This window comes from Neotabrizicola paludis (assembly GCF_044142105.1).
Lineage (GTDB): Bacteria > Pseudomonadota > Alphaproteobacteria > Rhodobacterales > Rhodobacteraceae > Pseudogemmobacter.
This window is the reverse complement of the sequence record NZ_JBGTYM010000002.1, coordinates 25,897-45,704: the sequence shown is the minus strand read 5'-3', so window position 1 is coordinate 45,704 and position 19,808 is coordinate 25,897. Positions and strand designations below refer to the sequence as shown.

The window sequence follows — 19,808 nt, the reverse complement described above, 5'->3', positions numbered from 1 at the left end:
CCCAAATATCCCACGGGGGTCCGGGGGTGTGAAACCCCCGGGCGTCGTCATACGCGCATCGGCATCACGACATAGACTGCCGACGTGTCATTGCCTTCGCGCATCAGCGTCGGGTCGCCCGAGGAATTGAACAGGAAGACGGCATTCTCGCGATCGACCTGGCTTGCGATTTCAAGCAGATACTTGGCGTTGAAGCCGATCTCCAGGCGCTCGTCGCCATAGGCCACGGCCAGCTCTTCCTCGGCAGCGCCGCTGTCGGGCGCATTGACCGACAGGATCAGGCGGTCCTCGTCGAGCGACAGTTTCACCGCGCGCGAGCGTTCCGAGGAAACGGTGGCCACACGGTCGACCGCCTTGGCGAATTCGCTGGCATCCACTTCGAGCCGCTTGGAATTGGCGGTCGGGATGACGCGGCTGTAATCCGGGAACGTGCCGTCAATGACCTTGGAGGTCAGCACGATGGCCGGCGTGGCAAAGCGAATCTTCGTTTCGGAAACCGAGACGGCGATCACGGCCTCGTCGTCATCCAAGAGCTTGCGCAGTTCGGCCACGGTCTTGCGCGGCACGATCACCCCCGCCATGCCATCGGCGCCCTGCGGCAATTCGGCGTCGATCCGGGCCAGGCGGTGGCCATCGGTCGCGACGCAGCGCAGGACCGGACCGGCCTCGCCCGTCGCGACATGCATATAGACGCCGTTCAGGTAATAGCGGGTTTCCTCGGTCGAAATGGCGAATTTCGACTTGTCGAACAGCCGCCGCAGAACCGGCGCCTTGGCCGAGAAATTCGTGGCATATTCCGACGTCGCCATCACCGGGAAATCTTCCTTCGGCAGCGTGGCGAGGCTGAAGGTCGAGCGCCCGGCGGTGATGGTCAGGCGGCCCGAAGCCGCATCTTCCGACAGGTTCACCAGCGCGCCATCGGGCAGCTTGCGGACGATTTCATGCAGCATCACCGCCGAAACGGTGGTGGCGCCCGGACGCTCCACCATGGCGGGGGCGCGGTCCACGACTTCGATGTCAAGATCGGTGGCCCGGAACGAGACCGTATTGCCCTCGGCCTCGATCAGCACATTGGCGAGGATCGGAATCGTGTTGCGGCGCTCGACCACCGACTGGGCCTGAGCCAGCGCCTTGAGAAGCGTGCCGCGTTCGATCGAGAGTTTCATCGTCTTTCCCCCTGCCGGTCCCCAGGCAGGGGGGTGCCGACATTTACCCGGCAACCACCGGTTCACATGCGTTTTGACGGACTTTGAGAGGCTTTCCGGGCAGCGTCAAGGCCAGCCCTGCCCTAGCCTTGCAGCAGCCGCTTCAGAAGTTGCAGATCGTCCGCAAGCTGGCTGTCCGTGGCCATAAGTTCCTCGATCTTGCGCACGCCATGCATGATCGTGGTGTGATCGCGCCCGCCGAACCGGCGACCGATCTCGGGCAGCGACCGGCTGGTCAGCTGCTTGGCGAGATACATCGCCACCTGGCGCGGCCGGGCAATGGTGCGCAGGCGCTTTGGCCCGACCATGTCGGACAGGCGGACATTGTAATGCTCGGCCACCTTGCGCTGGATTTCCTCGATCGTCAGCTTGCGGTCCGAGGCGCGCAGGATATCGGCCAGGCATTCCTGGGCGAGATCGAGCGTGATCTCGCGCCCGACCAGCGAAGCGAAAGCGTAAAGCCGGGTCAGCGCGCCTTCGAGCACGCGGACATTGGTGGTGATGCGATGCGCAAGGAATTCCATCACCATGGGCGAGATGGCGAGGCCCTTATACTGGCTGCGGTAGAAATCGGCCTTCTGCTGAAGAATGCCCAGGCGCAATTCGTAATCGGTCGGATGCAGGTCCACGACCAGGCCGCATTGCAGGCGGCTCTTGATGCGGTCTTCCAGATCCTTGATCTCGCCCGGCGCGCGGTCGGCGGAGATCACGATCTGCTTGTTCTGGTCCACCAGCGCGTTGAAGGTGTGGAAGAACTCTTCCTGCGTCGAATCCTTGCCCGCGATGAACTGCACGTCATCGACCATCAGCACATCGACCGAGCGGAACAGCGACTTGAAATCCATCACCTGCTTTTCGCGCAGGGCCTGGATGAAGCGGTACATGAACTGTTCGGCCGACAGATACAGGACCCGCAGGTCGGGGCGGCGAAGCTGCAACTCATGCGCGATGGCATGCATCAGGTGGGTCTTGCCCAGGCCCACGCCGCCATACAGGAACAGCGGGTTGAAGGTGACCGGCCCACCCTCGGCCACGCGGCGCGCGGCGGCATGGGCCAGCTCGTTCGGCTTGCCGACGACGAAGCTGTCAAAGGTGAAGCGCTGGTCCAGCGGTGCGCCGGGGGTTTCGTCATCGGCGGCAGGCCGCGCGGCGCGCGCCGGCAATGCCGCCGCCGTGCTGGCAGGTTTGCGCAGCGGCGCTGCGGCGGTGGCGGCCCGGCCGACCGCAAATTCGATGCGCTCGACCTCGGCCCCCGAGGTCAGGAGCTGGTTGCGGATATGATCGGAATAATTGCGCTGGACCCAATCGCCGTGAAACGAGGTGGGCACTTCGAAACGCGCTACGCCATTGCGCAGCTGCGAGAGTTTCAGGGGCTCGATCCAGGTGGTGTAATTGTTCTTGCCCAGACGGCCGATCAGTCCTTCGCGAATCTGGCCCCAAGTTTCGTTTGTCATTCTTTCCAGACCTGTCATCCGCCTCTTGCCGGGTCATTGCCCGGCTTGTCGCATATACGCGGTCTGCCAGCACCCGATGGTCGCCGCGACAGACCGGAATCCGCTGCGGGCCTCAGGGCCCACTTCGCAATGGAGGCACAAACATATCGCCGCCAGCCCACAAGGGTTGGCGAGTCTATGCAGACGGGTCCGCGCGCAGGCGCGCCGAATTAACCCATTGTTCGCAAACCATGATCCGACTTCCCGGCTGGCAGTCCGTGTCTATCGTTTTCAGATCCTGGTCTGCGACCACCTGTCCCCCAAGACGAAGTGAATCGCAGGGAGACGCTAGCAAGCCTGTGCAGCCAACCGCAACCGAACATCTCGCTTGACACAATTCCGGGCAAAGCGAATCCGCGTCCATCGGCAAATTCGCAACGGCGCGCAGATCGCCATGGCGGAAGACGCGCGCAAAAGACGAAAAAGGGCGCGCAGATCGCGCGCCCTCTCAGGATTTTCGCTTTCCGGTCTTGACCCGCACACCAGCGAAGGGCGCAGGGGCGACTCGGGTAGAGATCAGGCCTTGGCGGCGCCCAGCGCCTTCACGCGCGAGGCCAGACGCGAGATCTTGCGCGACACGGTGTTCTTGTGCAGCACGCCCTTGGTGACGCCACGGGCCAGTTCGGGCTGGGCCGCCTTGAGCGCCTCGGCGGCGACGGTCTGGTCGCCCGAGGCCAGCGCCTCTTCGACCTTGCGCAGGAAGGTGCGGATGCGCGAGCGGCGCGCCTTGTTCACGGCATAACGCGCTTCGGACTGGCGGGCGCGCTTCTTGGACTGATCGGTATTGGCCATCTGGGTCGTGATCCTTGAGTGTTCAAATCGGTCGCACGAAAACCCCAAGGCCCCCAACCGTCCGGTCGGAGAATCATCACGCCTATAGCGGGCCCACGCGCATGTGGGCGGCGCTATAGGCCAAGCCCGCCGGAAAGGGAAGCCTTTATCAGCGGTCGCGGAATTGCGGCTGGCGCTTTTCCAGGAAGGCGGCCATGCCCTCGGCCTTGTCCTCGGTCGCGAAGGAGGCGTGGAACAGGCGGCGCTCGAACAGGATGCCCTCGGTCAGCGAGGTTTCCTGGGCGCGATTGACCGCCTCTTTCACCAGCATGGCAGTGACGCGGGATTTCTCGCCGATCTTCTCGGCCACTTTCAGCGCCTCTTCGACCAGGGATTTGGCCGGGAAGACGCGGGACACAAGGCCGCAGCGCTCTGCCTCGGCCGCATCCATGAACCGGCCCGTGAGGTGCATGTCCATCGACTTGGACTTGCCGACGAAGCGGGTCAGGCGCTGGGTGCCGCCCATGCCGGCGACGATTCCAAGATTGATCTCGGGCTGGCCGAATTTGGCGCTGTCAGCGGCAAGGATGAAGTCGCACATCATGGCCAGCTCGCAGCCGCCCCCCAGGCAATAGCCGGCGACGGCGGCGATGATCGGCTTGCGCGCCCGCAGGATGGCTTCGGATTCGCGGGTGAAGAGATTCTCGGTGAAGGCCTCGGAAAAGCCCTTGCTGGCCATTTCCTTGACATCGGCCCCGGCGGCGAAGGCCTTGTCCGAACCGGTGATGACGATGCAGCGCACCTTGTCATTCTGGTCGGCGGCGGTGACCGCATCGGCCAGATCGCGCATGAGCTGCGTGTTGAGCGCATTGAGCGCGTCGGGCCGGTTCAGCCGGATCAGGGTGGTGTAATCCACGATCTCGACGATCAGGGTTTCATAGGCCATCCGTCATCCCCCGGCGGTTTTGTCCGACTCCTACCAGTCCGCGCCGGGAAGGCAAGTCAACGCTGGCAGGTGGGGCAGTAGAAGCTGGAACGGCCGGATTGCACGATGCGCGCCACCGTGCCGCCGCAGCCGGAGGTGACGCAGGGCTGGCCCTCGCGGTCATAGACCCGGAAGACATGCTGGAAATAGCCCAGCTCGCCATCAGCCTGGCGATAGTCGCGCAGGGACGACCCGCCTGCGGCGATGGCCTCGTCCAGCACGTCGCGGATGACGGGCGCAAGCGCGGCGGCCTGCGCGGCGGTCAGATCGCCCGCAAGGCGCTGCGGCGCGATTCCGGCGCGGTACAGCACTTCGCAGACATAGATATTGCCCAGGCCAGCGACGAGATGCTGGTCGAGAAGCGCGGATTTTATGGGCGTGCGGCGGCCCGCAAGCGCGGCGGCCAGAAAGGCGCCGTCGAAGGCGTTGCCCAGAGGTTCCGGGCCCAGCTTGGCCAGAAGTGGATGCGCCTCGGCGGTATCGGTCGCCATCAGGTCCATCGCGCCGAAGCGGCGGGCATCGTTGAAGGTGACGCGGGCGCCGCCCTCGATTTCCAGCACGACATGGTCATGCTTTTGCGGCGCAGGGTGGTCGTGGTGGAAATCGCCCAGCATCGTGCCCGAGACCAGCATCCGCCCGGACATGCCAAGATGGATCAGCAAGGTCTCGGCGGTGGAGAGATCGGCAAGGATGTATTTCGACCGTCGCCGCAGCGCCAGCACCCGCGCCCCGGTCAGCCTTTCGGCCATGCGATCGGGCAAGGGAAAGCGCAGGTCGGGGCGGTTGACCCGCGCCTGCGCGATGACGCGGCCTTCCAGCACCGGGGCAAGGCCACGGCGGACCGTCTCGACTTCGGGCAGTTCGGGCAATCAGACCTCGCGCAGGGCTTTCTGCGCAGCTTCACTCAGAAGCCGGTGGCCTACAACATACTTATGCGCGGTGACCCGCCTGCCGCCCCGGAAGTGAAAGGTCAGGAGCCAGGGATCACGGTCGGTCAGCGCCTCCAGATCGGTCCAGAGAAAGGTTCGCTGTCCGAATGACCAGCGCGGCAGCGAAATCCTGCGGGCGTCGTAGCGGATTTCATACAGCCAGACATGCAGGGTCTGGAAGGCAAGGATCAGCAGGATCGCGGTCAGCGGCGAGACGAAGGGCGCCGCCATCTCGGCGCCCAGCCAGAGGCACAGGGCCAGCGCGCCCGGAAACAGCAGCCGCAGCCCCAGCGAGGCGCGCAGGCGGGTTTCGCCCAGCGTATGGTCGGGTTGCGCCCCCATGCCCAGAAGCGAAAGGACACGCGGAAGGAAGGCACCGTCGCGCAGATCGCCCATCCCCGGCGCAAGTCCGGGCGCGAAGCGGCCCTTCAGTACGATGGCCAGCACCACAGAAAGCAACATGGCGGCGATCGCGGCCAGCGCGCGCCAGCCGAGTTCCCGGAAGAAAGCCTGTATCTCTGCGTCCACCTGGCCCCCGGCGCGACAGTTTGCGGTTTCCTTTGCCCCGCGCCGGGCGCTATACCCCTGCGCGATGGCAATTTTCGGGCATGGGCGCGCGATGGCGGGCGAAAACGACAGAACCACCCATTTCGGCTTTCGCGACGTGCCCGAGGCCGAGAAGGCAGGCATGGTGCATGGGGTCTTTTCCTCGGTCGCCTCGAAATACGATCTGATGAATGACCTGATGTCGGGCGGTGTCCATCGGCTGTGGAAAGACGCCATGATGGACTGGCTGGCCCCGCGCGACGGCCAGCGCCTGCTGGATGTCGCGGGCGGCACCGGCGACATCGCCTTCCGCTTCCTGAAACGCGCGCCGGGCGCCAGCGCCATGGTCTGCGACATGACCGAGGCCATGCTGGTCGAGGGCCGCAAGCGCGCTGAGGCCGGGCAGATGGCCGAAAGGCTGGGCTGGGTGACAGGCGATGCCATGGCGCTGCCGTTCCGGTCGGGCAGTTTCGATGTCTACACGATCTCTTTCGGGATCAGGAATGTGACCCGCATCGCCGATGCCCTGGCCGAGGCGCATCGCGTGCTGCGGCCGGGCGGGCGGCTGATGGTGCTGGAATTCAGCCGCATCCCGAACGATCTGATGCAAAAGGCCTATGACCTCTATTCCTTCAACGTCATCCCGGCCATGGGCCAGGCGGTGACCGGCGACCGCGACAGCTATCAGTATCTGGTCGAATCGATCCGCAAGTTCCCCGATCAGGAAAGCTTCGCCGCGATGATCCGCGCGGCGGGCTTTGCCCAGGTCAGCTATCGCAACCTGACCATGGGCGTCGCGGCGCTGCATTCGGGCTGGAAGATCTAGGCGATGCGCGGCCCGCACAACATCTGGCGGCTGATCCGCACGCTCGCGACGCTTGAACGCAGCGGCGCGGCGGGCGTGGTGCTGGAAGCCATGGAGGCGCCGCGCGCGGTGCGGGTGGCGGCGCGGGTGATGGGCTGGCCCTTCGCCTGGCTGGGGCTGAAGGGCGACCCGGCGCTGCCGCCGGTGACGCGGGCGATCACCGCGCTTGGCCCCGCCTATATCAAGTTCGGCCAGATCCTTTCGACCCGGCCCGATATCGTGGGCGATGAACTGGCCGATCAGCTCAAGGTTCTTCAGGACAAGCTGCCACCTTTCCCCACCGCCATCGCGCAAGCGACCATCGCGGAAGAGATCGGCGCCCCGGTCGAGACGCTGTTCTCCGAGTTTTCCGAGCCGGTCGCCGCCGCCTCGATCGCCCAGGTCCACCGCGCGCGGCGGGCCGATACGGGCGAAGACGTTGCGGTCAAGGTGTTGCGTCCCGGCATCGAGCGCGCCTTCCGCAAGGATATTGACGCGTTCTATTTCGCCGCGCGCTGGATCGAGATCCTCGCCCCCTTTTCGCGCCGCCTGCGCCCGGTCGATGTGATCGCGCATTTCGAGGGCGTGGTGCTGGGCGAGCTGGACCTGCGGCTGGAATGTGCCTCGGCCGCCGAGTTCGCCGCCAATACCGAGCGCGACGAGGGATTGGTGGTGCCCAGACCGGTCTGGCCGCTTTCTGGCCGCCGGGTGCTGACCATCGGCTGGGCCGAGGGGATCGGACTGAACGAGGTCGCCGCGATCGAGGCGGCCGGAATCGACCGGGTGGCCCTGGGCCACAGGGTGCTAACCCTGTTCCTGCGCCATGCGCTGCGCGACGGCTTCTTCCATGCCGACATGCATCAGGGCAACCTGAAGGTGGCGGCGGATGGCAGCCTGATCGCCTATGATTTCGGGATCATGGGGCGGATCGACGAATATACCCGCCGGGTCTATGCCGAGATACTGATGGGTTTCATCCGCAAGGATTACCGCCGCGTCGCCGAAGTGCATTTCGAGGCGGGGTACGTTCCGGCCGATCGCGACATCGACGAGTTTGCCCGCGCCCTGCGCGCGGTGGGCGAGCCGATCTTCGGCATGGAGGCGAGCCGCATCTCGATGGCGCGCCTTCTGGCCTATCTGTTCGAAGTGACCGAGCGTTTCGGCATGGAGACGCGCACCGAGCTGATCCTGTTGCAGCGCACGATGGTGGTGGTCGAGGGCGTGGCGCGCAGCCTGGACCCGCATCTGAACATGTGGCAGGTGGCGGGCCCCGTGGTCGAGGATTACATCCGCAGCCATGTGGGGCCGATGGCGGTGATGCGCGATCTGGCCCAGACGCTGCGGGTTCTGGCACGGTTCGGGCCGAAGCTGCCCGCGTTGACCGAGGCCGCGCTGATCCGGGCCGGGAATCCCGACGTGTCAGCCCGTCCGGCGCCCGGGCGGGGCTGGTTCTGGCCTGCCATCGGCGGGCTTGCACTTTTCGTGCTGGGCCTGGCCCTGGGCGAGTTGCTTTAGCCCGCCTGCGGGCTGCGCAGGGCGGTGATCGCGGTGGCGCTGACCTCGATCTTGCCATCGAAGACCAGTGAAACGCCGCCATTCGCGCCCCGCGCTTCGGTGATATGGCCGTAATATTCCATCGGGTCTTCGCCCAGAACCTCGCCATTGCGGCGGCTTTCCAGCGACAGCTTGTAGCGCCCCTCGGGCAGCGGGTTGCCCTGCGCATCCTGTCCAAACCAGTGATAGGGTTCGGTGCCGAAGGGCAGAGCTTCGCGCGCGACGAGCTTGCCTTCGACATCGCGTACCACAAGCACGACCTGATCGGCGGTGGCGCGCGGATTGGGCGCCAGTTCGACCGGCTGGCCCGTATACCAGACATCGGCGGCCGCCCGCGCCTCTTGCCCAACCCAGCCCGCAAGCTGCGACATGCCCATGACCGAGAATTGCGCCGAGAGCGCCTGGAGCAGCTGGTTGGTCTGGACCTGCTGCTCGACTCCCGAAAAAGTCGCGAGCTGCACGGCGTAATCGGTGGAATCGATCGGATTCAGCGGGTCCTGATTCTGCATCTGCGTGGTGAGCATCTTCAGGAAAGTGGTGAAATCCGACGAGATCAAACCCTTGGCGGCGCTGCTGCCCGCAGGGGAAGACGAGGCGGTATAGCTGGTGGAGACATCCATTCTGGAACCTCAGATGCGGAGATAGAGACTGTTTGCGCCCCCGATTGGTGGGCGGGACGGTGCGAGCGGGGGATCGGCGGCGCGCGGCGCGGGCGGGGCATCGGCGGGCGGCGCCATGGCCTGCCCCGGCTGCCAGCCCGGCTGCCCGCCTTGCGGCTGGCCCTGCCCGGCCCAGCGCCCGAAGCTGAGGTCCAACTGCTGAAACCCCGCCGCGCGCAGATCGCTGACCAGCCGGTCGGCATGGCGGCGCATGAGATCCAGCGTGTCGGGCCGCTCGGCGCTGAGGGTGAGGATGGCCTGATCGCCTTCGGTCCGCAGATCGATGCGCACGGCGCCCAGTTCCTCGGGCGAGAGGCGCAGCTCGGTCATGCCCGGCCGCACGGTGGCGGCGGCCTGAGCCAGCTGGGCAAGGACCGGCGCGACGTGGGGGGGCGGCGCGACCAAGGGGCGCGGATCATGCGGGGGTGCAAGGGCGACCGGATGCAGCAGCAGCGCCCCGGGCGAAGGACCGGGATCCGCGCGCGGCGCAAGGGCCGGATCTGGCGGGTTCGGCCCCGGATCGGCAGCGAGAGGTTTCGCAGGCAGGCTGTGCCCCGCGCGCGGGACGCGCTTCTGCGGCCCGACCTCGGGCGGCTCAACCCGGGCGAGGCGGGAAATCGGCAGAACCTGCGTCTCTGGACGGATCGGGTCCCGGGTCAGGACCGGATGGGACAGACTCGTCTCTGTGAACGCAGTTTTTGTATTCATCAGATCGTCCGGGCGGGGCATTTCTGCCGGATTGTCCGGCGCGACCCCGGGCGGAAAGGCGGTCGGCGACATCGCGTTCAGGAATGCCAAAGGCGGGGCGCCAGTCTGCCCGGCTGCCGCAGCAGCGGCGGCGGGACCGGTGTCTGATGGCAGGGCCAGGACCAGCGGGGGCATTGGCGCGCGAATAGACGGTGTCGGCACGCCGTCGGCAGGGGCGGACGAAATCTCCGAAGGAAGCGGTGAAACCTGCGGCGGATCGGGGCTCGCAGTGCTGCGGAGCCGCCATTCGGCGCCGGTTGATGCCCGCGGCGCGGGCTGCGGCACCGGAACGGCGGGTGGCTCCGGGCCGTCTGCCGGCGTGGCGGCGGCAAGCGGCGCTGTGACCGGAAGGGCGACGGGAGTTTCCGCCTCTGGCACCACCAGCGGCACAAGAGAAACCAGCGGATCGGCTGGGACCGACAGCGGCTTGTCCGACAGGGGAATCGGAAGGGCCGGGATATTGGAGCTGGAGCCACGCGGCACCGCGGAGGGAGGCGGAAGCACGCTGGAATCAGTCTCTGTTGCCGCGAAAACTGCCTTTGGTAAGGCGGGCGAAGGCGGCACAGCCGGCAAGGGCAAGACAGGGACCGCAACGGCAAGTGCGGCGGCGGGGAGCGGCAGTGCCGCCGTATCCCCGGCGGGCTGATCCGTCCGATCAGCCTTGTCGCCCGGGTCGCCCGGCATGCCCTTTGGTCTTGGCGGCGCCACCACGCCCGGTCGGGCGAGGCTGGCCAGCAGGGCAAGAAAAGCCCCTGCCGGATCAGCGGTTCCAAGCTCGTCCGATCCGGGAAGGACGGGCGCCGGGGCGCTGGCCAAAGGAAGGATGAGGAGCGGGTGCATGGGCTGCGACTTCTGCCGGGGACGACCCTGTTCTGCCCCGGCGGCGGTTACAGATTTCTTTACTGCCACCGGAGAAGACTGTGGAAAATGCAAACGATCCAAGGAAGCCTCCGATGGACAGCCCGACCCTCCCCGCCGCCACAAACCCGGGCCCGCGCCGCGATGCGGTGCTGATGCGCAAAGCGCAGGAGCTTGAGGCCAATTTCCTGGCCGAGATGTTGGGCCATGCCGGGCTGGACTCGGACCACGAAGGCACATTCGCGGGCGGCATCGGCGAGGAACAATTCTCCTCTTTCCTGCGGGCCGAACAGGCCAGGCTGATCGTCGCGCGCGGCGGAATCGGGCTGGCGGAGACCCTGTTCCGCGCCATGGGAGGTGGCGGAGATGGCGGAGCTTGAGTCGCTGCTCGATTCGGCCCGGGACGCGCTGCTCGCGGGCGATATCCTGAAACTGGCGGCGCTTGCCGACGCGCTGGAGGCGGCGGCTTCGCCCCGCGAGCCAGCGGCGCTGCGGCGCAGCCGCGACAAGGCCGCGCGCAATGCCGCGCTGCTTTCGGCCGCGATGAAGGGCCTGCGCGCGGCCCTGCGCCGGGCCGAGGAACTGACGCAACCTGACCGTTTCTCGACCTATGATTCAAGCGGCAGGCGCGGCGCCTTGCTGGCCTCGACGGCTCCGGTGCGGCGCGTCTAGGGCAATTCTCGGCTCTTTGGCTCAAATCCGGCGCAGTTCGGCACGGTTTGGCAAGGTTTGATTCAGGGTTTGTTAGCCGCGTCGATGCATGCTGCCCCGGCATTCCAGCTCAGGGAATGGCGCCCTCGGGGTCTCCGATGCGGGCAGGGACAGAAGGACGAAACAGCCGCCGCAGGCGGCGCTTTGTTCCCGCACAAAAGTGCCGGGGAAGGAAAGGGAAGTCTACATGTCGTCCATTCTGACGAATACAAGCGCCATGGTCGCCCTTCAGACGATGAAGGGCATCAACATGAACATGAATCGGGTGCAGGCCGAGATCTCGACGGGCAAGGCCGTGGGATCGGCCAAGGACAATGCGGCAGTCTGGGCCATCTCGAAAGTGATGGAATCCGACGTCAAAGGGTTCAAGGGCATCGCCGACAGCCTGGCGCTTGGCTCCTCGACCATTTCCGTGGCCCGTCAGGCCTCGGAATCCGTGACCGACCTTCTGACCGAGATGAAGGGCAAGATCGTTGCGGCCCAGGAAGACAATGTCGACCGGGTCAAGATCCAATCCGACATCGACAAGCTGGTCAGCCAGATCAACACGGTGGTCGGTTCCGCCCAGTTCAACGGGCTGAACCTTGTCAATGGCTCGCAATCCACGGTCGATATCCTGGCCTCGCTGGACCGCAGCTCGACCGGCGTCGCCGCCTCGTCGATCACGATCAACGCACAGGACCTCTCGACCGGTGGCTATGTCGCCAATGACGTGTTCTCGGCCTCGACCGGGGGCACGATCTCGACCGATGCCGACACTTTCGTCCTGACGCTCGATCAGGGCGGTGGCACAGACGACATCACCATTGCCGATGGCACCAATGCCTGGGTTGCGGGCGACCGCATCTCGATCCGCATCGGCAACCGCGAGGCGTCTTACACGGTCACCCAGAACGATGTCGACGCCAGCAATGCCTCGCTGGCCTCGACGGTGCCCGACATGATCGCGGTGGGCCTGAAGAACTCGATCGACGCACTCGGGATCACAGGCCTGACGGTGAATTACGACAGCGCCAACCCCGGTCAGCTGGCCTTTGTGAACGACGGCGCCGTCGACCTTTCGGTCTCGGGCCAGTATCGCAATGCCGGTTCGGGCGGCCTGGGCGCGCTGGACACGATCGACGTTTCGACGGCTTCGGCGGCCGACCTGGCGCTGGGCTCGATCGAAGCGATGCTCCAGACCTCGATCGATGCCGCGGCCGAATTCGGCTCGGCCCAGACCCGGATCGATATCCAGTCGGATTTCGTGGGCAAGCTGTCGGATGCGCTGACCTCAGGCATCGGAACGCTGGTCGATGCCGATATGGAAGAGGCCTCGGCCCGTCTGCAAGCGCTGCAGGTGCAACAGCAGCTTGGCATCCAGGCGCTGTCGATCGCCAATCAGCAGCCGCAGAACCTGCTGTCGCTGTTCCGCTAAGGCGACAAAGGCCGGGGCCTTCGGGCCCCGGCCCCTTCCCCGTGATCGTCCTCAGCAGCGGAACCGCCCGACATGTCCCCCTATGCTCATACCCCCCCTTCCCAGACCGCCTATGCCCAGGCAGCCGCCGCGCCCATGCGCACGCCGCGCGATGCGGAATATGATGTGATCGCCCGCATCACCCGGCGGCTGAACCAGGCCAATGCAAGGCGCAAGCAGGATTTTCCGGCCTTCGTCGCCGCGCTTTGCGACAATGAAAGGCTGTGGTCCACCCTCGCCGCCGATGTGGCGGACGCGGGCAATGGCCTGCCGCCGCAATTGCGGGCAAGGATCTTCTACCTCTACCGCTTCACCGCCGCCCATGGCCGCAAGGCGCGCAGCGGCGCGACCGGGGCCGAGGTTCTGGTCGAAATCAACACGGCCGTGTTGCGCGGCCTGCGCGGCGACGGGGCGGCGGCATGAGCGGCCTCGTCCTGAAACTGGGCCCGCATGAGCGCGTGCTGATCAATGGCGCGGTGATCGAGAATGGCGACCGCCGCTCGAAACTGGCGATCATGACGCCCAATGCCAATATCCTGCGGCTGCGCGACGCGATCCACCCCGAAGAGGCGACGACCCCGGTGCGCCGGGTCTGCTATGTGGCGCAACTGGTGCTGTCGGGCGATGCCGATGCCGACGATACCCGCCAGCAGCTGCTGCGCGGGATCGAGCAGCTCAGCCAGGTGCTGACCGACCCGGACAGCCGGACCCTGCTGACCCAGGCCAGCCAGGCCGTGATGGCCGAGCAGCATTACCAGGTGCTGAAATGTCTGCGCGGCCTTCTGCCACGGGAGGAGCGGCTGCTCGCCGCCGGCCGCGCATGAGCTTCCAGCCGGTCTTGCCGCTGACCGGCTATGCCGGCTGGACCTTCCTCAAGCGCACCAAGGCCACGCAGCAGGCGGCGATGCAGGCCGACAGCACGCAGAAACGCGACGAAGACTATTTCCGCGCCAGGATCGGCACGATCAAGACGGCGAAAGGCCTGGTCGCGGACCGGCGCCTGTTGAACGTGGCGCTGACGGCCTTTGGCCTGCAGGATGACATCTCCTACAAGGCCTTTCTCGAAAAGATCCTCGAGGGCGGTACGCTGTCGGGCGACGGGTTGGCCAACAAGCTTTCGGACAAGCGCTATTTCGAGTTCTCCAAAGCCTTCGGCTTTGGCGACTATGCGGTGCCGCGCAACCAGATGTCGGATTTCCCCGACAAGATCCTGGCCCTGTACCACCGCCAGGGCTTTGAGACCGCCGTTGGGGCGCAGAATGACAGCTACCGCCTGGCGCTGAATGCCGAACATGCGCTGGCCGATATCGCCACCGGCAGCGGCGGCGTGAACACCAAATGGTTCAGCATCCTGGGAAGTGCGCCGCTGCGCGAGGTGATCCAGGGCGCGCTTGGCCTACCGTCAAGCTTTGCCTCGATCGATCTGGACCAGCAGCTCAAGGTCGTGAAACAAAGGGCGCAGGCGGTGTTCGGCAGCAGCGACCCCGCCACATTCGCCCACCCGGACCAGGTGGACAAGCTGGTCCGCAGCTACCTGATCCGGACCGAGATTACCGGGACCGGCCAGCGCCACAGCCCGGCCTCGATCGCGCTGCAGATCCTGGGCGCCTGAGCCAGCAACAGACCTGCGAAACGCCGCGCAGCCCGCGATGCGCGGGCGGGGTCAGGCGCCAAGGCAGGCCCTCAGCCGCGCGAAACTGGCGGGTGGCCCCCCCGCGGGCGCATCTTCGGCCAGATATCCGTCGAGCATCGGGTAAAGCCGGATCGCCCGGTCGATCAGCGCATCGCTGCCCGGCGCATACAGCCCGGCCTGGATCATCATCTCGGCGCGGTCATAGGCGCCCAGCACCCGCCGCGCTTCGGCGATCTGGGAATTCTCGGCCTCGCTGGCCGCGCCGGGCAGCGCCCGCGAAACCGAGCGCAGAAGATCGACCGCCGGATAGCGCCCGCGTTCGGCAATCTTGCGCTCCAGCACCACATGCCCGTCCAGCGTGCCGCGCAGGATGTCGGCCACCGGCTCCTCCATATCGGAGCCGGCGACCAGCACGGAAAACACCGCCGTGATGTCTCCTTGCCCCGCTGCCCCCGGCCCCGCCCGCTCGGCCAGGCCCATGATCGCATGCGAGGTCGAGGGCGGATAGCCGCGCAACGAGGCCTGCTCGCCCGAAGCCAGTGCCACTTCGCGATGCGCCTCGGCGAAACGGGTGACGGAATCGACCAAGAGCAGCACATGCAGGCCCTGATCGCGGAAATATTCCGCCATCGCCATGGCCGACAAAGCGCAACGCCGCCGCATCAGCGGCGACTGGTCGGAGGTCGCGGTCATCACCACCGAACGCGCCATGCCTTCGGATCCCAAGACGCGCTCAGTAAAATCGCGCAGCTCGCGGCCGCGTTCGCCGACCAGCGCGATCACCGCAATATCCGCCGCGACGCCACGGGCGAACTTGGCCAGAAGCGAGGATTTCCCCACCCCCGATCCGGCGAAGAGACCGATCCTTTGCCCGCGGACCAGGGGCAGCAGCGTGTCAAAGACCGCGATTCCGGTCGAAAGCCTTTCACCCAGCGCGCGTCGCCCGGCCGCCGGGGGCGGCGTGCCGGTCATGGCGCGGCGCTGCGTGCCGGGCAGGAGCGGGCGGCCGTCGAGCGGCTTGCCGAAAGGGTCGACGATCCGGCCCAGCCAGCTGCGATCCGGCGCGATGGTTGCAGGGCCCAGCCGTTCGACCCGGCTGCCGATGCGCAGGCCTTCGGGATCGTCCTCGGGCAGGACGACCGCGCCCCGGCCCGAGAGATGCACGATCTCGCCCCCCAGAGGCCCGGCCCCGGTTTCGGCGAGGACGCGTTCGCCCAGGGCCGCGCGCGACAGCCCGGTCACAAGAAAGGTGCCGCGCGTCGATTCCGCCACCCGGCCGATGTCGCGGGCGGTCTGGATCGTCGCGATTTCCGCCTGCAGGGCATCGAAGACGCCGGTCACCGGATTCCCTCTTTGTTCGCCAATTACGGTTTCTAAAGGAATCACCCTTAAGCCTTGGTGAAGCAGATCGAGGGAGAAGCCCCGATGTTCGAAAAGCTCGAATTGACCAGAATGGCGCAATCGCTGGCCGCCCATGCCGGGGCGCGGATCGGGGTAATTGCCCGCAATGTCGCCAATGCCGATACGCCCGGCTACAAGGCCCAGGACCTGCCCGACTTCGCCTCGGTCTATGCAGGGCAGTCCCTGCCGATGCGCGCCACAAGACCGGGCCATCTGGGCGGCCAAACCCTGCTTGCCGCTGGCGAGACGGTGGAATCGGGCGGCGCGGAATCGCCAAACGGCAATTCGGTTTCGCTGGAAAAGGAAATGGTGAAATCGGTCGAGGCGCGGCAGGAGCATGAAATGGCCCTCGCGATCTATCGTGCCACCTCCGAAGTGATCCGCGCATCGCTCGGCATCCGGCGCTAGGGGGCGACAGATGAACGATCTTTCCACATCGCTTGCTTTCGCGGCCTCGGGGATGGAGGCGCAGGCCAACCGGCTGCGGCTGGTCTCGGAGAACATCGCCAATGCCGATACGCCCGGCTATCACCGCAAGCTGGTGACTTTCGAAAACGCGATGGAGACCGGCCTGGTCAAACTGGGCGATGTGCGGCTTGACCGCACCGATCTGCCCAAGATCTACGATCCCGGCCATCCGATGGCGGATGCCAAGGGCTACTATGACGGCTCGAATGTCGACATGGTGATCGAACTCGCCGATGCGCGTGAGGCGCAGCGCTCCTATGAGGCCAATCTTCGACTGTTCGATCAGGCGCGGCAAATGACGCAAAGCCTGTTCGAGCTTCTGCGGCGCTAGGGGGCAACCGGAATGGATGTCAGAACCTCGCTTGTCGCGCAGAGCTATGCGCAGGCCAGAACGGCCGCGGCGCCCAAACCCTCGGAAAGCGGGGGCGGTGGTTTCGCCCAGCTGGCGGAGAATTTCGTCGATGCGCTGGCGAAACATGAACAGACGGCCCGCGCCGCGATGACCGGCGGCGCGGACCCCCATGCTCTGGTCGAAGCCCTGGCCTCGTCGCAGCTGGCAGTGGAAACCGTCGCCACGGTGCGCGATCGCGTGGTCGAAGCCTATCAGGAAATCCTGAGGATGCCGATATGACCGAGAACGCCTTTTTCGACGTGCTGCGCCAGGGGCTTTGGGTGGCGGTGACGATCTCGGCGCCCCTGCTGATCGTGGCGCTGGTGGCCGGGGTGGTGATCGGGCTTTTCCAGGCCCTGACCTCGGTGCAGGAGATGACGCTCACCTTCGTGCCCAAGGTCGCGGCGATGCTGGCGGTGTTCTGGGTTTCGATGTCCTTCATGTCGGGCGCGCTGGTTTCTTTCTTCAAGGATCTGGTGATCCCCATGGTCGCGGGGGGCTGACCATGGATGCCGCAGGCTATGTCGCCCTTGGCCGCCAATCGGGCCTGATGCGCGAGATGCAGACCGTGGCGAACAATATCGCCAATGTCTCGACCACCGGCTTCCGGCGCGAAGGCGTGGTCTTTTCCGAATTCATCGACAGGCTGGCGAACGAACCCTCGATCTCGATGGCCTTCGCCACCGGCAAGGTGGTCGACCTGTCGCAGGGCGGCGTCGAGATGACCGGCGGCAGTTTCGACTTCGCGATCCAGGGCGACGGGTTTTTCCAGCTCCAGACGCCCGCCGGCAACCGGCTGACCCGCGCCGGGGCCTTCACCCCCGATCCGAACGGGCTTTTGGTCACGGATGAGGGCTACAGCCTGCTCGACGCGGGCGGCGCGCCGGTCTTTGTGCCGCCGGGGGCGAAGATCGCTGTGGGCAGCGACGGCACGCTCTCGGCCGATGGCGCGGCGATCGGGCAGATCGGTCTGTGGCAGCCGGTCGATCCACTGAAGCTCTCTTATGTCGGCGGCACGATGTTCGATGGCGGCGAGATTGAGCCCGCCGAGGGCGCGACGGTGATGCAGGGCTATCTCGAGGACAGCAATGTCAACCCGGTGACCGAGATCGCCCGCATGATCGAGGTGCAGCGCGCCTATGAGATGGGCCAGAAATTCCTGGATGCCGAGGATAGCCGCGCCCGCAATGTCATCCAGACGCTGGGGAGATAGCGATGAAGGCGCTGTACATCGCCGCCACGGGCATGGCGGCCCAGCAGATGAAGGTCGATGTGGTGTCGAACAACCTCGCCAATATGTCGACCACCGGCTACAACGCCCGTCGCGCCGATTTCGCCGATCTGCATTACCAGCAGGTCACCCGCCCCGGCACGGTATCCGCCACCGATGGCACGCTGCTGCCCACCGGGGTGCAGATCGGCCTTGGCGTGCGCCCCTCCTCGGTTTCGGTCGTACTGGCGCAGGGCACGCCGACCCTGACTGGCGGCGATCTGGATGTCGCGATCGAGGGCAATGGCTATCTTGAGGTCACGCTGCCCTCGGGCGCCTCGGCCTATACCCGAGATGGGGCGCTGAAACGCTCGCCCGACGGGCTGATCGTCACCTCGGATGGCTATCCGGTCGTCCCGGGCATCACCATCCCGGCCGATGCCCGCTCGGTCGCAATCAATGCCCAGGGCGAGGTCTATGCTTATTTCGACAATCAGGTGCAGCCCCAGCTGCTGGGCCAGTTCACGCTTGCGGATTTCGTGAATGAAAAGGGGCTTGAGGCGATCGGGTCGAACAATTTCCTGGAAACCACCGCCTCGGGCGCGCCGATTGTCGGCGTGCCCGGCACCGATGGGCGCGGCACGCTGCGGCAGGGCTATCTTGAGGAAAGCTCGGTCGATCCGGTGCGCGAGGTGACCGAACTGATCAAGGCCCAGCGCGGTTATGAACTGAACGCCAAGGTGATCACCGCCGCCGACCAGATGCTGGCGGCCACCACGCAGGTGCGCTGATGTGGCGGGCGGTCGGTCTAGTCCTGCTACCCACACTGACCAGCGCGGAAAGCCTGGTCGCGGCGCGCATCATCCCGGCGCAGGGCCAGATCGCGGCGGGCGACGTGATGCTGGTCGATGCCGAGATCCCGGGCGCCGTGACCAGCGCCGCCGCCGCCATCGGGCTTGAGACCCGGGTGGCGATCTATCCGGGCCGCCCGGTGCTTGCCGCCGATCTTGACCCGCCCGCGCTGGTGGAACGCAATGGCATCGTCACGCTGATCTACCAGTCCGGCACTCTGACCATCCGCGCCGAGGGCCGCGCCCTGCAACGCGCCGGCCCGGGTGAAAGCGTGCGGGTGATGAACCTTGCCTCGAAAGCCACCGTCACGGGCCTGGTCGCGCCCGATGGCACCGTCATTGTCGGAGGAAAGTCTTGACCCGCCCCATTCGCACCCTTTGCGGCCCGATCCTCGCCGCCACGCTGCTGGCCGGTTGCGAAAAGCTGGACATGGTGGGCCGCGCCCCGCCCTTTTCGCCGCTGGAGGGCAGCAACCAGCAATATGCGCTATACTCCACCAACCTGCCCGAAACCGCCGGCCCAGACACACCCGGCGAGGCTTCTTCGCTGTGGTCGGGCAATGACGATTCGCTGCTGGGCGACCGGCGGGCGGCGCAACGCGGCGATATCCTGACCGTGGTGATCGAGATCAATGACAGCGCCGCGATCAAGAATACCACCGGCCGCAACCGCAGCAGCAAAAGGACCATGGGCATCCCGCAGCTTTTCGGCATTCCGCAGCGCCTTGATACAGGCGCGCCCACTGGTTCCAGCATGGCGACGGCGCTCGATACCAGCGGCGCCTCGACCTTCTCGGGCACGGGCAATGTGACCCGGTCGGAAACCCTGACGCTGCGGGTGGCCGCCACCGTGGTCGAGGAATTGCCGAATGGCGTCTTGCGGATCGAGGGCCAGCAGGAAGTGCGGGTGAACAACGAGCTGCGCGAACTGGTCGTCACCGGCTATGTCCGCCCCGCAGACATCTCGCGCCAGAACGAAATCACTTATGACAAGATCGCAGGCGCGCGGATTTCCTATGGCGGGCGCGGACAGATCTCGGATTTCCAGCAGCCCGGCTATGGTCAGCAGGTGGCTGACATCGTGCTGCCGTTCTGA

General features: G+C 66.1%; 25 protein-coding genes. 16 read left to right on the top strand and 9 right to left on the bottom strand.

Annotated features, from left to right (window positions below; genetic code table 11):
• Positions 1-47 precede the first annotated feature (47 nt).
• From dnaN to ACED67_RS05295, 6 genes are all read right to left on the bottom strand, one after another.
• Complete coding sequence (gene dnaN / locus ACED67_RS05320) at positions 48-1,166, bottom strand: DNA polymerase III subunit beta (RefSeq protein ID WP_395540532.1); 1,119 nt, start codon at positions 1,164-1,166, stop codon at positions 48-50.
• Positions 1,167-1,288: 122 nt separating this feature from the next.
• Positions 1,289-2,659 (bottom strand): chromosomal replication initiator protein DnaA, encoded by a 1,371-nt coding sequence (gene dnaA, locus ACED67_RS05315; RefSeq protein ID WP_395540531.1) that lies wholly within the window; start codon positions 2,657-2,659, stop codon positions 1,289-1,291.
• 555 nt (positions 2,660-3,214) lie between these two features.
• On the bottom strand, positions 3,215-3,490 hold the full coding sequence (gene rpsT / locus ACED67_RS05310) for a 30S ribosomal protein S20 (protein ID WP_395540530.1): 276 nt from the start codon (positions 3,488-3,490) through the stop codon (positions 3,215-3,217).
• 148 nt (positions 3,491-3,638) lie between these two features.
• Positions 3,639-4,415 carry an enoyl-CoA hydratase gene (locus tag ACED67_RS05305; RefSeq protein ID WP_395540529.1) on the bottom strand — a complete coding sequence of 259 codons (777 nt, stop codon included), beginning with the start codon at positions 4,413-4,415 and terminating at the stop codon, positions 3,639-3,641.
• A 56-nt stretch (positions 4,416-4,471) separates the two neighbouring features.
• Positions 4,472-5,323 (bottom strand): bifunctional DNA-formamidopyrimidine glycosylase/DNA-(apurinic or apyrimidinic site) lyase, encoded by an 852-nt coding sequence (gene mutM / locus ACED67_RS05300; RefSeq protein WP_395540528.1) that lies wholly within the window; start codon positions 5,321-5,323, stop codon positions 4,472-4,474.
• Positions 5,324-5,911, bottom strand: coding sequence for a hypothetical protein (locus ACED67_RS05295; protein WP_395540527.1), 588 nt, complete (start codon positions 5,909-5,911; stop codon positions 5,324-5,326). It lies immediately after the preceding gene.
• A 91-nt stretch (positions 5,912-6,002) separates the two neighbouring features.
• Between ACED67_RS05295 and ubiE the strand changes: the two genes are divergently transcribed.
• A complete protein-coding gene (ubiE, locus tag ACED67_RS05290; protein ID WP_395540526.1) occupies positions 6,003-6,755 on the top strand; it encodes a bifunctional demethylmenaquinone methyltransferase/2-methoxy-6-polyprenyl-1,4-benzoquinol methylase UbiE in 753 nt (250 codons plus the stop codon).
• A gap of 3 nt (positions 6,756-6,758) precedes the next feature.
• Positions 6,759-8,288 carry a 2-polyprenylphenol 6-hydroxylase gene (gene ubiB / locus ACED67_RS05285; RefSeq protein WP_395540525.1) on the top strand — a complete coding sequence of 510 codons (1,530 nt, stop codon included), beginning with the start codon at positions 6,759-6,761 and terminating at the stop codon, positions 8,286-8,288.
• Here the strand turns inward: ubiB and ACED67_RS05280 are convergent.
• A complete protein-coding gene (locus ACED67_RS05280; RefSeq protein WP_395540524.1) occupies positions 8,285-8,947 on the bottom strand; it encodes a flagellar hook capping FlgD N-terminal domain-containing protein in 663 nt (220 codons plus the stop codon). The genes ubiB and ACED67_RS05280 overlap by 4 nt on opposite strands.
• Before the next feature lie 9 nt (positions 8,948-8,956).
• Positions 8,957-9,694, bottom strand: coding sequence for a flagellar hook-length control protein FliK (fliK, locus tag ACED67_RS05275; protein WP_395540523.1), 738 nt, complete (start codon positions 9,692-9,694; stop codon positions 8,957-8,959).
• A gap of 992 nt (positions 9,695-10,686) precedes the next feature.
• Here fliK and ACED67_RS05270 point away from each other — a divergent pair.
• From ACED67_RS05270 to ACED67_RS05245, 6 genes are all read left to right on the top strand, one after another.
• Complete coding sequence (locus ACED67_RS05270) at positions 10,687-10,971, top strand: rod-binding protein (protein WP_395540522.1); 285 nt, start codon at positions 10,687-10,689, stop codon at positions 10,969-10,971.
• Complete coding sequence (locus ACED67_RS05265) at positions 10,958-11,263, top strand: hypothetical protein (protein WP_395540521.1); 306 nt, start codon at positions 10,958-10,960, stop codon at positions 11,261-11,263. The genes ACED67_RS05270 and ACED67_RS05265 overlap by 14 nt, the downstream gene beginning before the upstream one ends.
• Positions 11,264-11,489: 226 nt before the next feature.
• Positions 11,490-12,719, top strand: a complete 1,230-nt coding sequence (locus ACED67_RS05260; protein ID WP_395540520.1) for a flagellin N-terminal helical domain-containing protein — start codon at positions 11,490-11,492, stop codon at positions 12,717-12,719.
• A 72-nt stretch (positions 12,720-12,791) separates the two neighbouring features.
• The gene (gene flaF, locus ACED67_RS05255; RefSeq protein ID WP_395540519.1) at positions 12,792-13,181 is read left to right on the top strand and encodes a flagellar biosynthesis regulator FlaF; all 390 of its coding nucleotides are present in this window, start codon (positions 12,792-12,794) and stop codon (positions 13,179-13,181) included.
• A complete protein-coding gene (gene flbT, locus ACED67_RS05250; protein WP_395540518.1) occupies positions 13,178-13,582 on the top strand; it encodes a flagellar biosynthesis repressor FlbT in 405 nt (134 codons plus the stop codon). Before flaF ends, flbT begins: the two co-directional genes overlap by 4 nt.
• Positions 13,579-14,370 (top strand): DUF1217 domain-containing protein, encoded by a 792-nt coding sequence (locus tag ACED67_RS05245; RefSeq protein WP_395540517.1) that lies wholly within the window; start codon positions 13,579-13,581, stop codon positions 14,368-14,370. Before flbT ends, ACED67_RS05245 begins: the two co-directional genes overlap by 4 nt.
• 51 nt (positions 14,371-14,421) lie before the next feature.
• On the opposite strand, the gene ACED67_RS05240 is transcribed toward ACED67_RS05245, so the two are convergent.
• On the bottom strand, positions 14,422-15,732 hold the full coding sequence (locus ACED67_RS05240; protein ID WP_395540516.1) for a FliI/YscN family ATPase: 1,311 nt from the start codon (positions 15,730-15,732) through the stop codon (positions 14,422-14,424).
• Positions 15,733-15,816: 84 nt separating this feature from the next.
• Here ACED67_RS05240 and ACED67_RS05235 point away from each other — a divergent pair, with 84 nt between their 5' ends.
• The 8 genes from ACED67_RS05235 to flgH are packed head-to-tail and all read left to right on the top strand — an operon-like array spanning position 15,817 to position 19,808.
• Positions 15,817-16,200 (top strand): FlgB family protein, encoded by a 384-nt coding sequence (locus ACED67_RS05235; protein ID WP_395540515.1) that lies wholly within the window; start codon positions 15,817-15,819, stop codon positions 16,198-16,200.
• Between the two features lie 10 nt (positions 16,201-16,210).
• On the top strand, positions 16,211-16,591 hold the full coding sequence (gene flgC, locus ACED67_RS05230) for a flagellar basal body rod protein FlgC (protein WP_395540514.1): 381 nt from the start codon (positions 16,211-16,213) through the stop codon (positions 16,589-16,591).
• 12 nt (positions 16,592-16,603) lie between these two features.
• Positions 16,604-16,891, top strand: a complete 288-nt coding sequence (fliE, locus tag ACED67_RS05225) for a flagellar hook-basal body complex protein FliE (protein ID WP_395540513.1) — start codon at positions 16,604-16,606, stop codon at positions 16,889-16,891.
• On the top strand, positions 16,888-17,154 hold the full coding sequence (locus tag ACED67_RS05220; protein ID WP_395540512.1) for a flagellar biosynthetic protein FliQ: 267 nt from the start codon (positions 16,888-16,890) through the stop codon (positions 17,152-17,154). The genes fliE and ACED67_RS05220 overlap by 4 nt, the downstream gene beginning before the upstream one ends.
• Positions 17,155-17,156: 2 nt before the next feature.
• Positions 17,157-17,864: a flagellar hook-basal body complex protein gene (locus tag ACED67_RS05215; protein ID WP_395540511.1), complete on the top strand. Its 708-nt coding sequence runs from the start codon at positions 17,157-17,159 to the stop codon at positions 17,862-17,864.
• 2 nt (positions 17,865-17,866) lie between these two features.
• A complete protein-coding gene (gene flgG / locus ACED67_RS05210; protein ID WP_395540510.1) occupies positions 17,867-18,652 on the top strand; it encodes a flagellar basal-body rod protein FlgG in 786 nt (261 codons plus the stop codon).
• Positions 18,652-19,071, top strand: a complete 420-nt coding sequence (flgA, locus tag ACED67_RS05205; RefSeq protein WP_395540509.1) for a flagellar basal body P-ring formation chaperone FlgA — start codon at positions 18,652-18,654, stop codon at positions 19,069-19,071. The genes flgG and flgA overlap by 1 nt, the downstream gene beginning before the upstream one ends.
• Positions 19,068-19,808: a flagellar basal body L-ring protein FlgH gene (flgH, locus tag ACED67_RS05200; RefSeq protein WP_395540508.1), complete on the top strand. Its 741-nt coding sequence runs from the start codon at positions 19,068-19,070 to the stop codon at positions 19,806-19,808. The genes flgA and flgH overlap by 4 nt, the downstream gene beginning before the upstream one ends.

Excerpts from the sequence above, each read along its gene's own strand:
- dnaN (WP_395540532.1), bottom strand. The coding sequence starts at position 1,166 with ATGAAACTCTCGATCGAACGCGGCACGCTTCTCAAGGCGCTGGCTCAG.
- dnaA (WP_395540531.1), bottom strand. The coding sequence starts at position 2,659 with ATGACAAACGAAACTTGGGGCCAGATTCGCGAAGGACTGATCGGCCGT.
- rpsT (WP_395540530.1), bottom strand. The coding sequence starts at position 3,490 with ATGGCCAATACCGATCAGTCCAAGAAGCGCGCCCGCCAGTCCGAAGCG.
- ACED67_RS05305 (WP_395540529.1), bottom strand. The coding sequence starts at position 4,415 with ATGGCCTATGAAACCCTGATCGTCGAGATCGTGGATTACACCACCCTG.
- ubiE (WP_395540526.1), top strand. The coding sequence starts at position 6,003 with ATGGCGGGCGAAAACGACAGAACCACCCATTTCGGCTTTCGCGACGTG.
- ubiB (WP_395540525.1), top strand. The coding sequence starts at position 6,759 with ATGCGCGGCCCGCACAACATCTGGCGGCTGATCCGCACGCTCGCGACG.
- ACED67_RS05280 (WP_395540524.1), bottom strand. The coding sequence starts at position 8,947 with ATGGATGTCTCCACCAGCTATACCGCCTCGTCTTCCCCTGCGGGCAGC.
- fliK (WP_395540523.1), bottom strand. The coding sequence starts at position 9,694 with ATGAATACAAAAACTGCGTTCACAGAGACGAGTCTGTCCCATCCGGTC.
- ACED67_RS05270 (WP_395540522.1), top strand. The coding sequence starts at position 10,687 with ATGGACAGCCCGACCCTCCCCGCCGCCACAAACCCGGGCCCGCGCCGC.
- ACED67_RS05265 (WP_395540521.1), top strand. The coding sequence starts at position 10,958 with ATGGCGGAGCTTGAGTCGCTGCTCGATTCGGCCCGGGACGCGCTGCTC.
- ACED67_RS05260 (WP_395540520.1), top strand. The coding sequence starts at position 11,490 with ATGTCGTCCATTCTGACGAATACAAGCGCCATGGTCGCCCTTCAGACG.
- flaF (WP_395540519.1), top strand. The coding sequence starts at position 12,792 with ATGTCCCCCTATGCTCATACCCCCCCTTCCCAGACCGCCTATGCCCAG.
- flbT (WP_395540518.1), top strand. The coding sequence starts at position 13,178 with ATGAGCGGCCTCGTCCTGAAACTGGGCCCGCATGAGCGCGTGCTGATC.
- ACED67_RS05245 (WP_395540517.1), top strand. The coding sequence starts at position 13,579 with ATGAGCTTCCAGCCGGTCTTGCCGCTGACCGGCTATGCCGGCTGGACC.
- ACED67_RS05235 (WP_395540515.1), top strand. The coding sequence starts at position 15,817 with ATGTTCGAAAAGCTCGAATTGACCAGAATGGCGCAATCGCTGGCCGCC.
- flgC (WP_395540514.1), top strand. The coding sequence starts at position 16,211 with ATGAACGATCTTTCCACATCGCTTGCTTTCGCGGCCTCGGGGATGGAG.
- fliE (WP_395540513.1), top strand. The coding sequence starts at position 16,604 with ATGGATGTCAGAACCTCGCTTGTCGCGCAGAGCTATGCGCAGGCCAGA.
- ACED67_RS05220 (WP_395540512.1), top strand. The coding sequence starts at position 16,888 with ATGACCGAGAACGCCTTTTTCGACGTGCTGCGCCAGGGGCTTTGGGTG.
- ACED67_RS05215 (WP_395540511.1), top strand. The coding sequence starts at position 17,157 with ATGGATGCCGCAGGCTATGTCGCCCTTGGCCGCCAATCGGGCCTGATG.
- flgG (WP_395540510.1), top strand. The coding sequence starts at position 17,867 with ATGAAGGCGCTGTACATCGCCGCCACGGGCATGGCGGCCCAGCAGATG.
- flgA (WP_395540509.1), top strand. The coding sequence starts at position 18,652 with ATGTGGCGGGCGGTCGGTCTAGTCCTGCTACCCACACTGACCAGCGCG.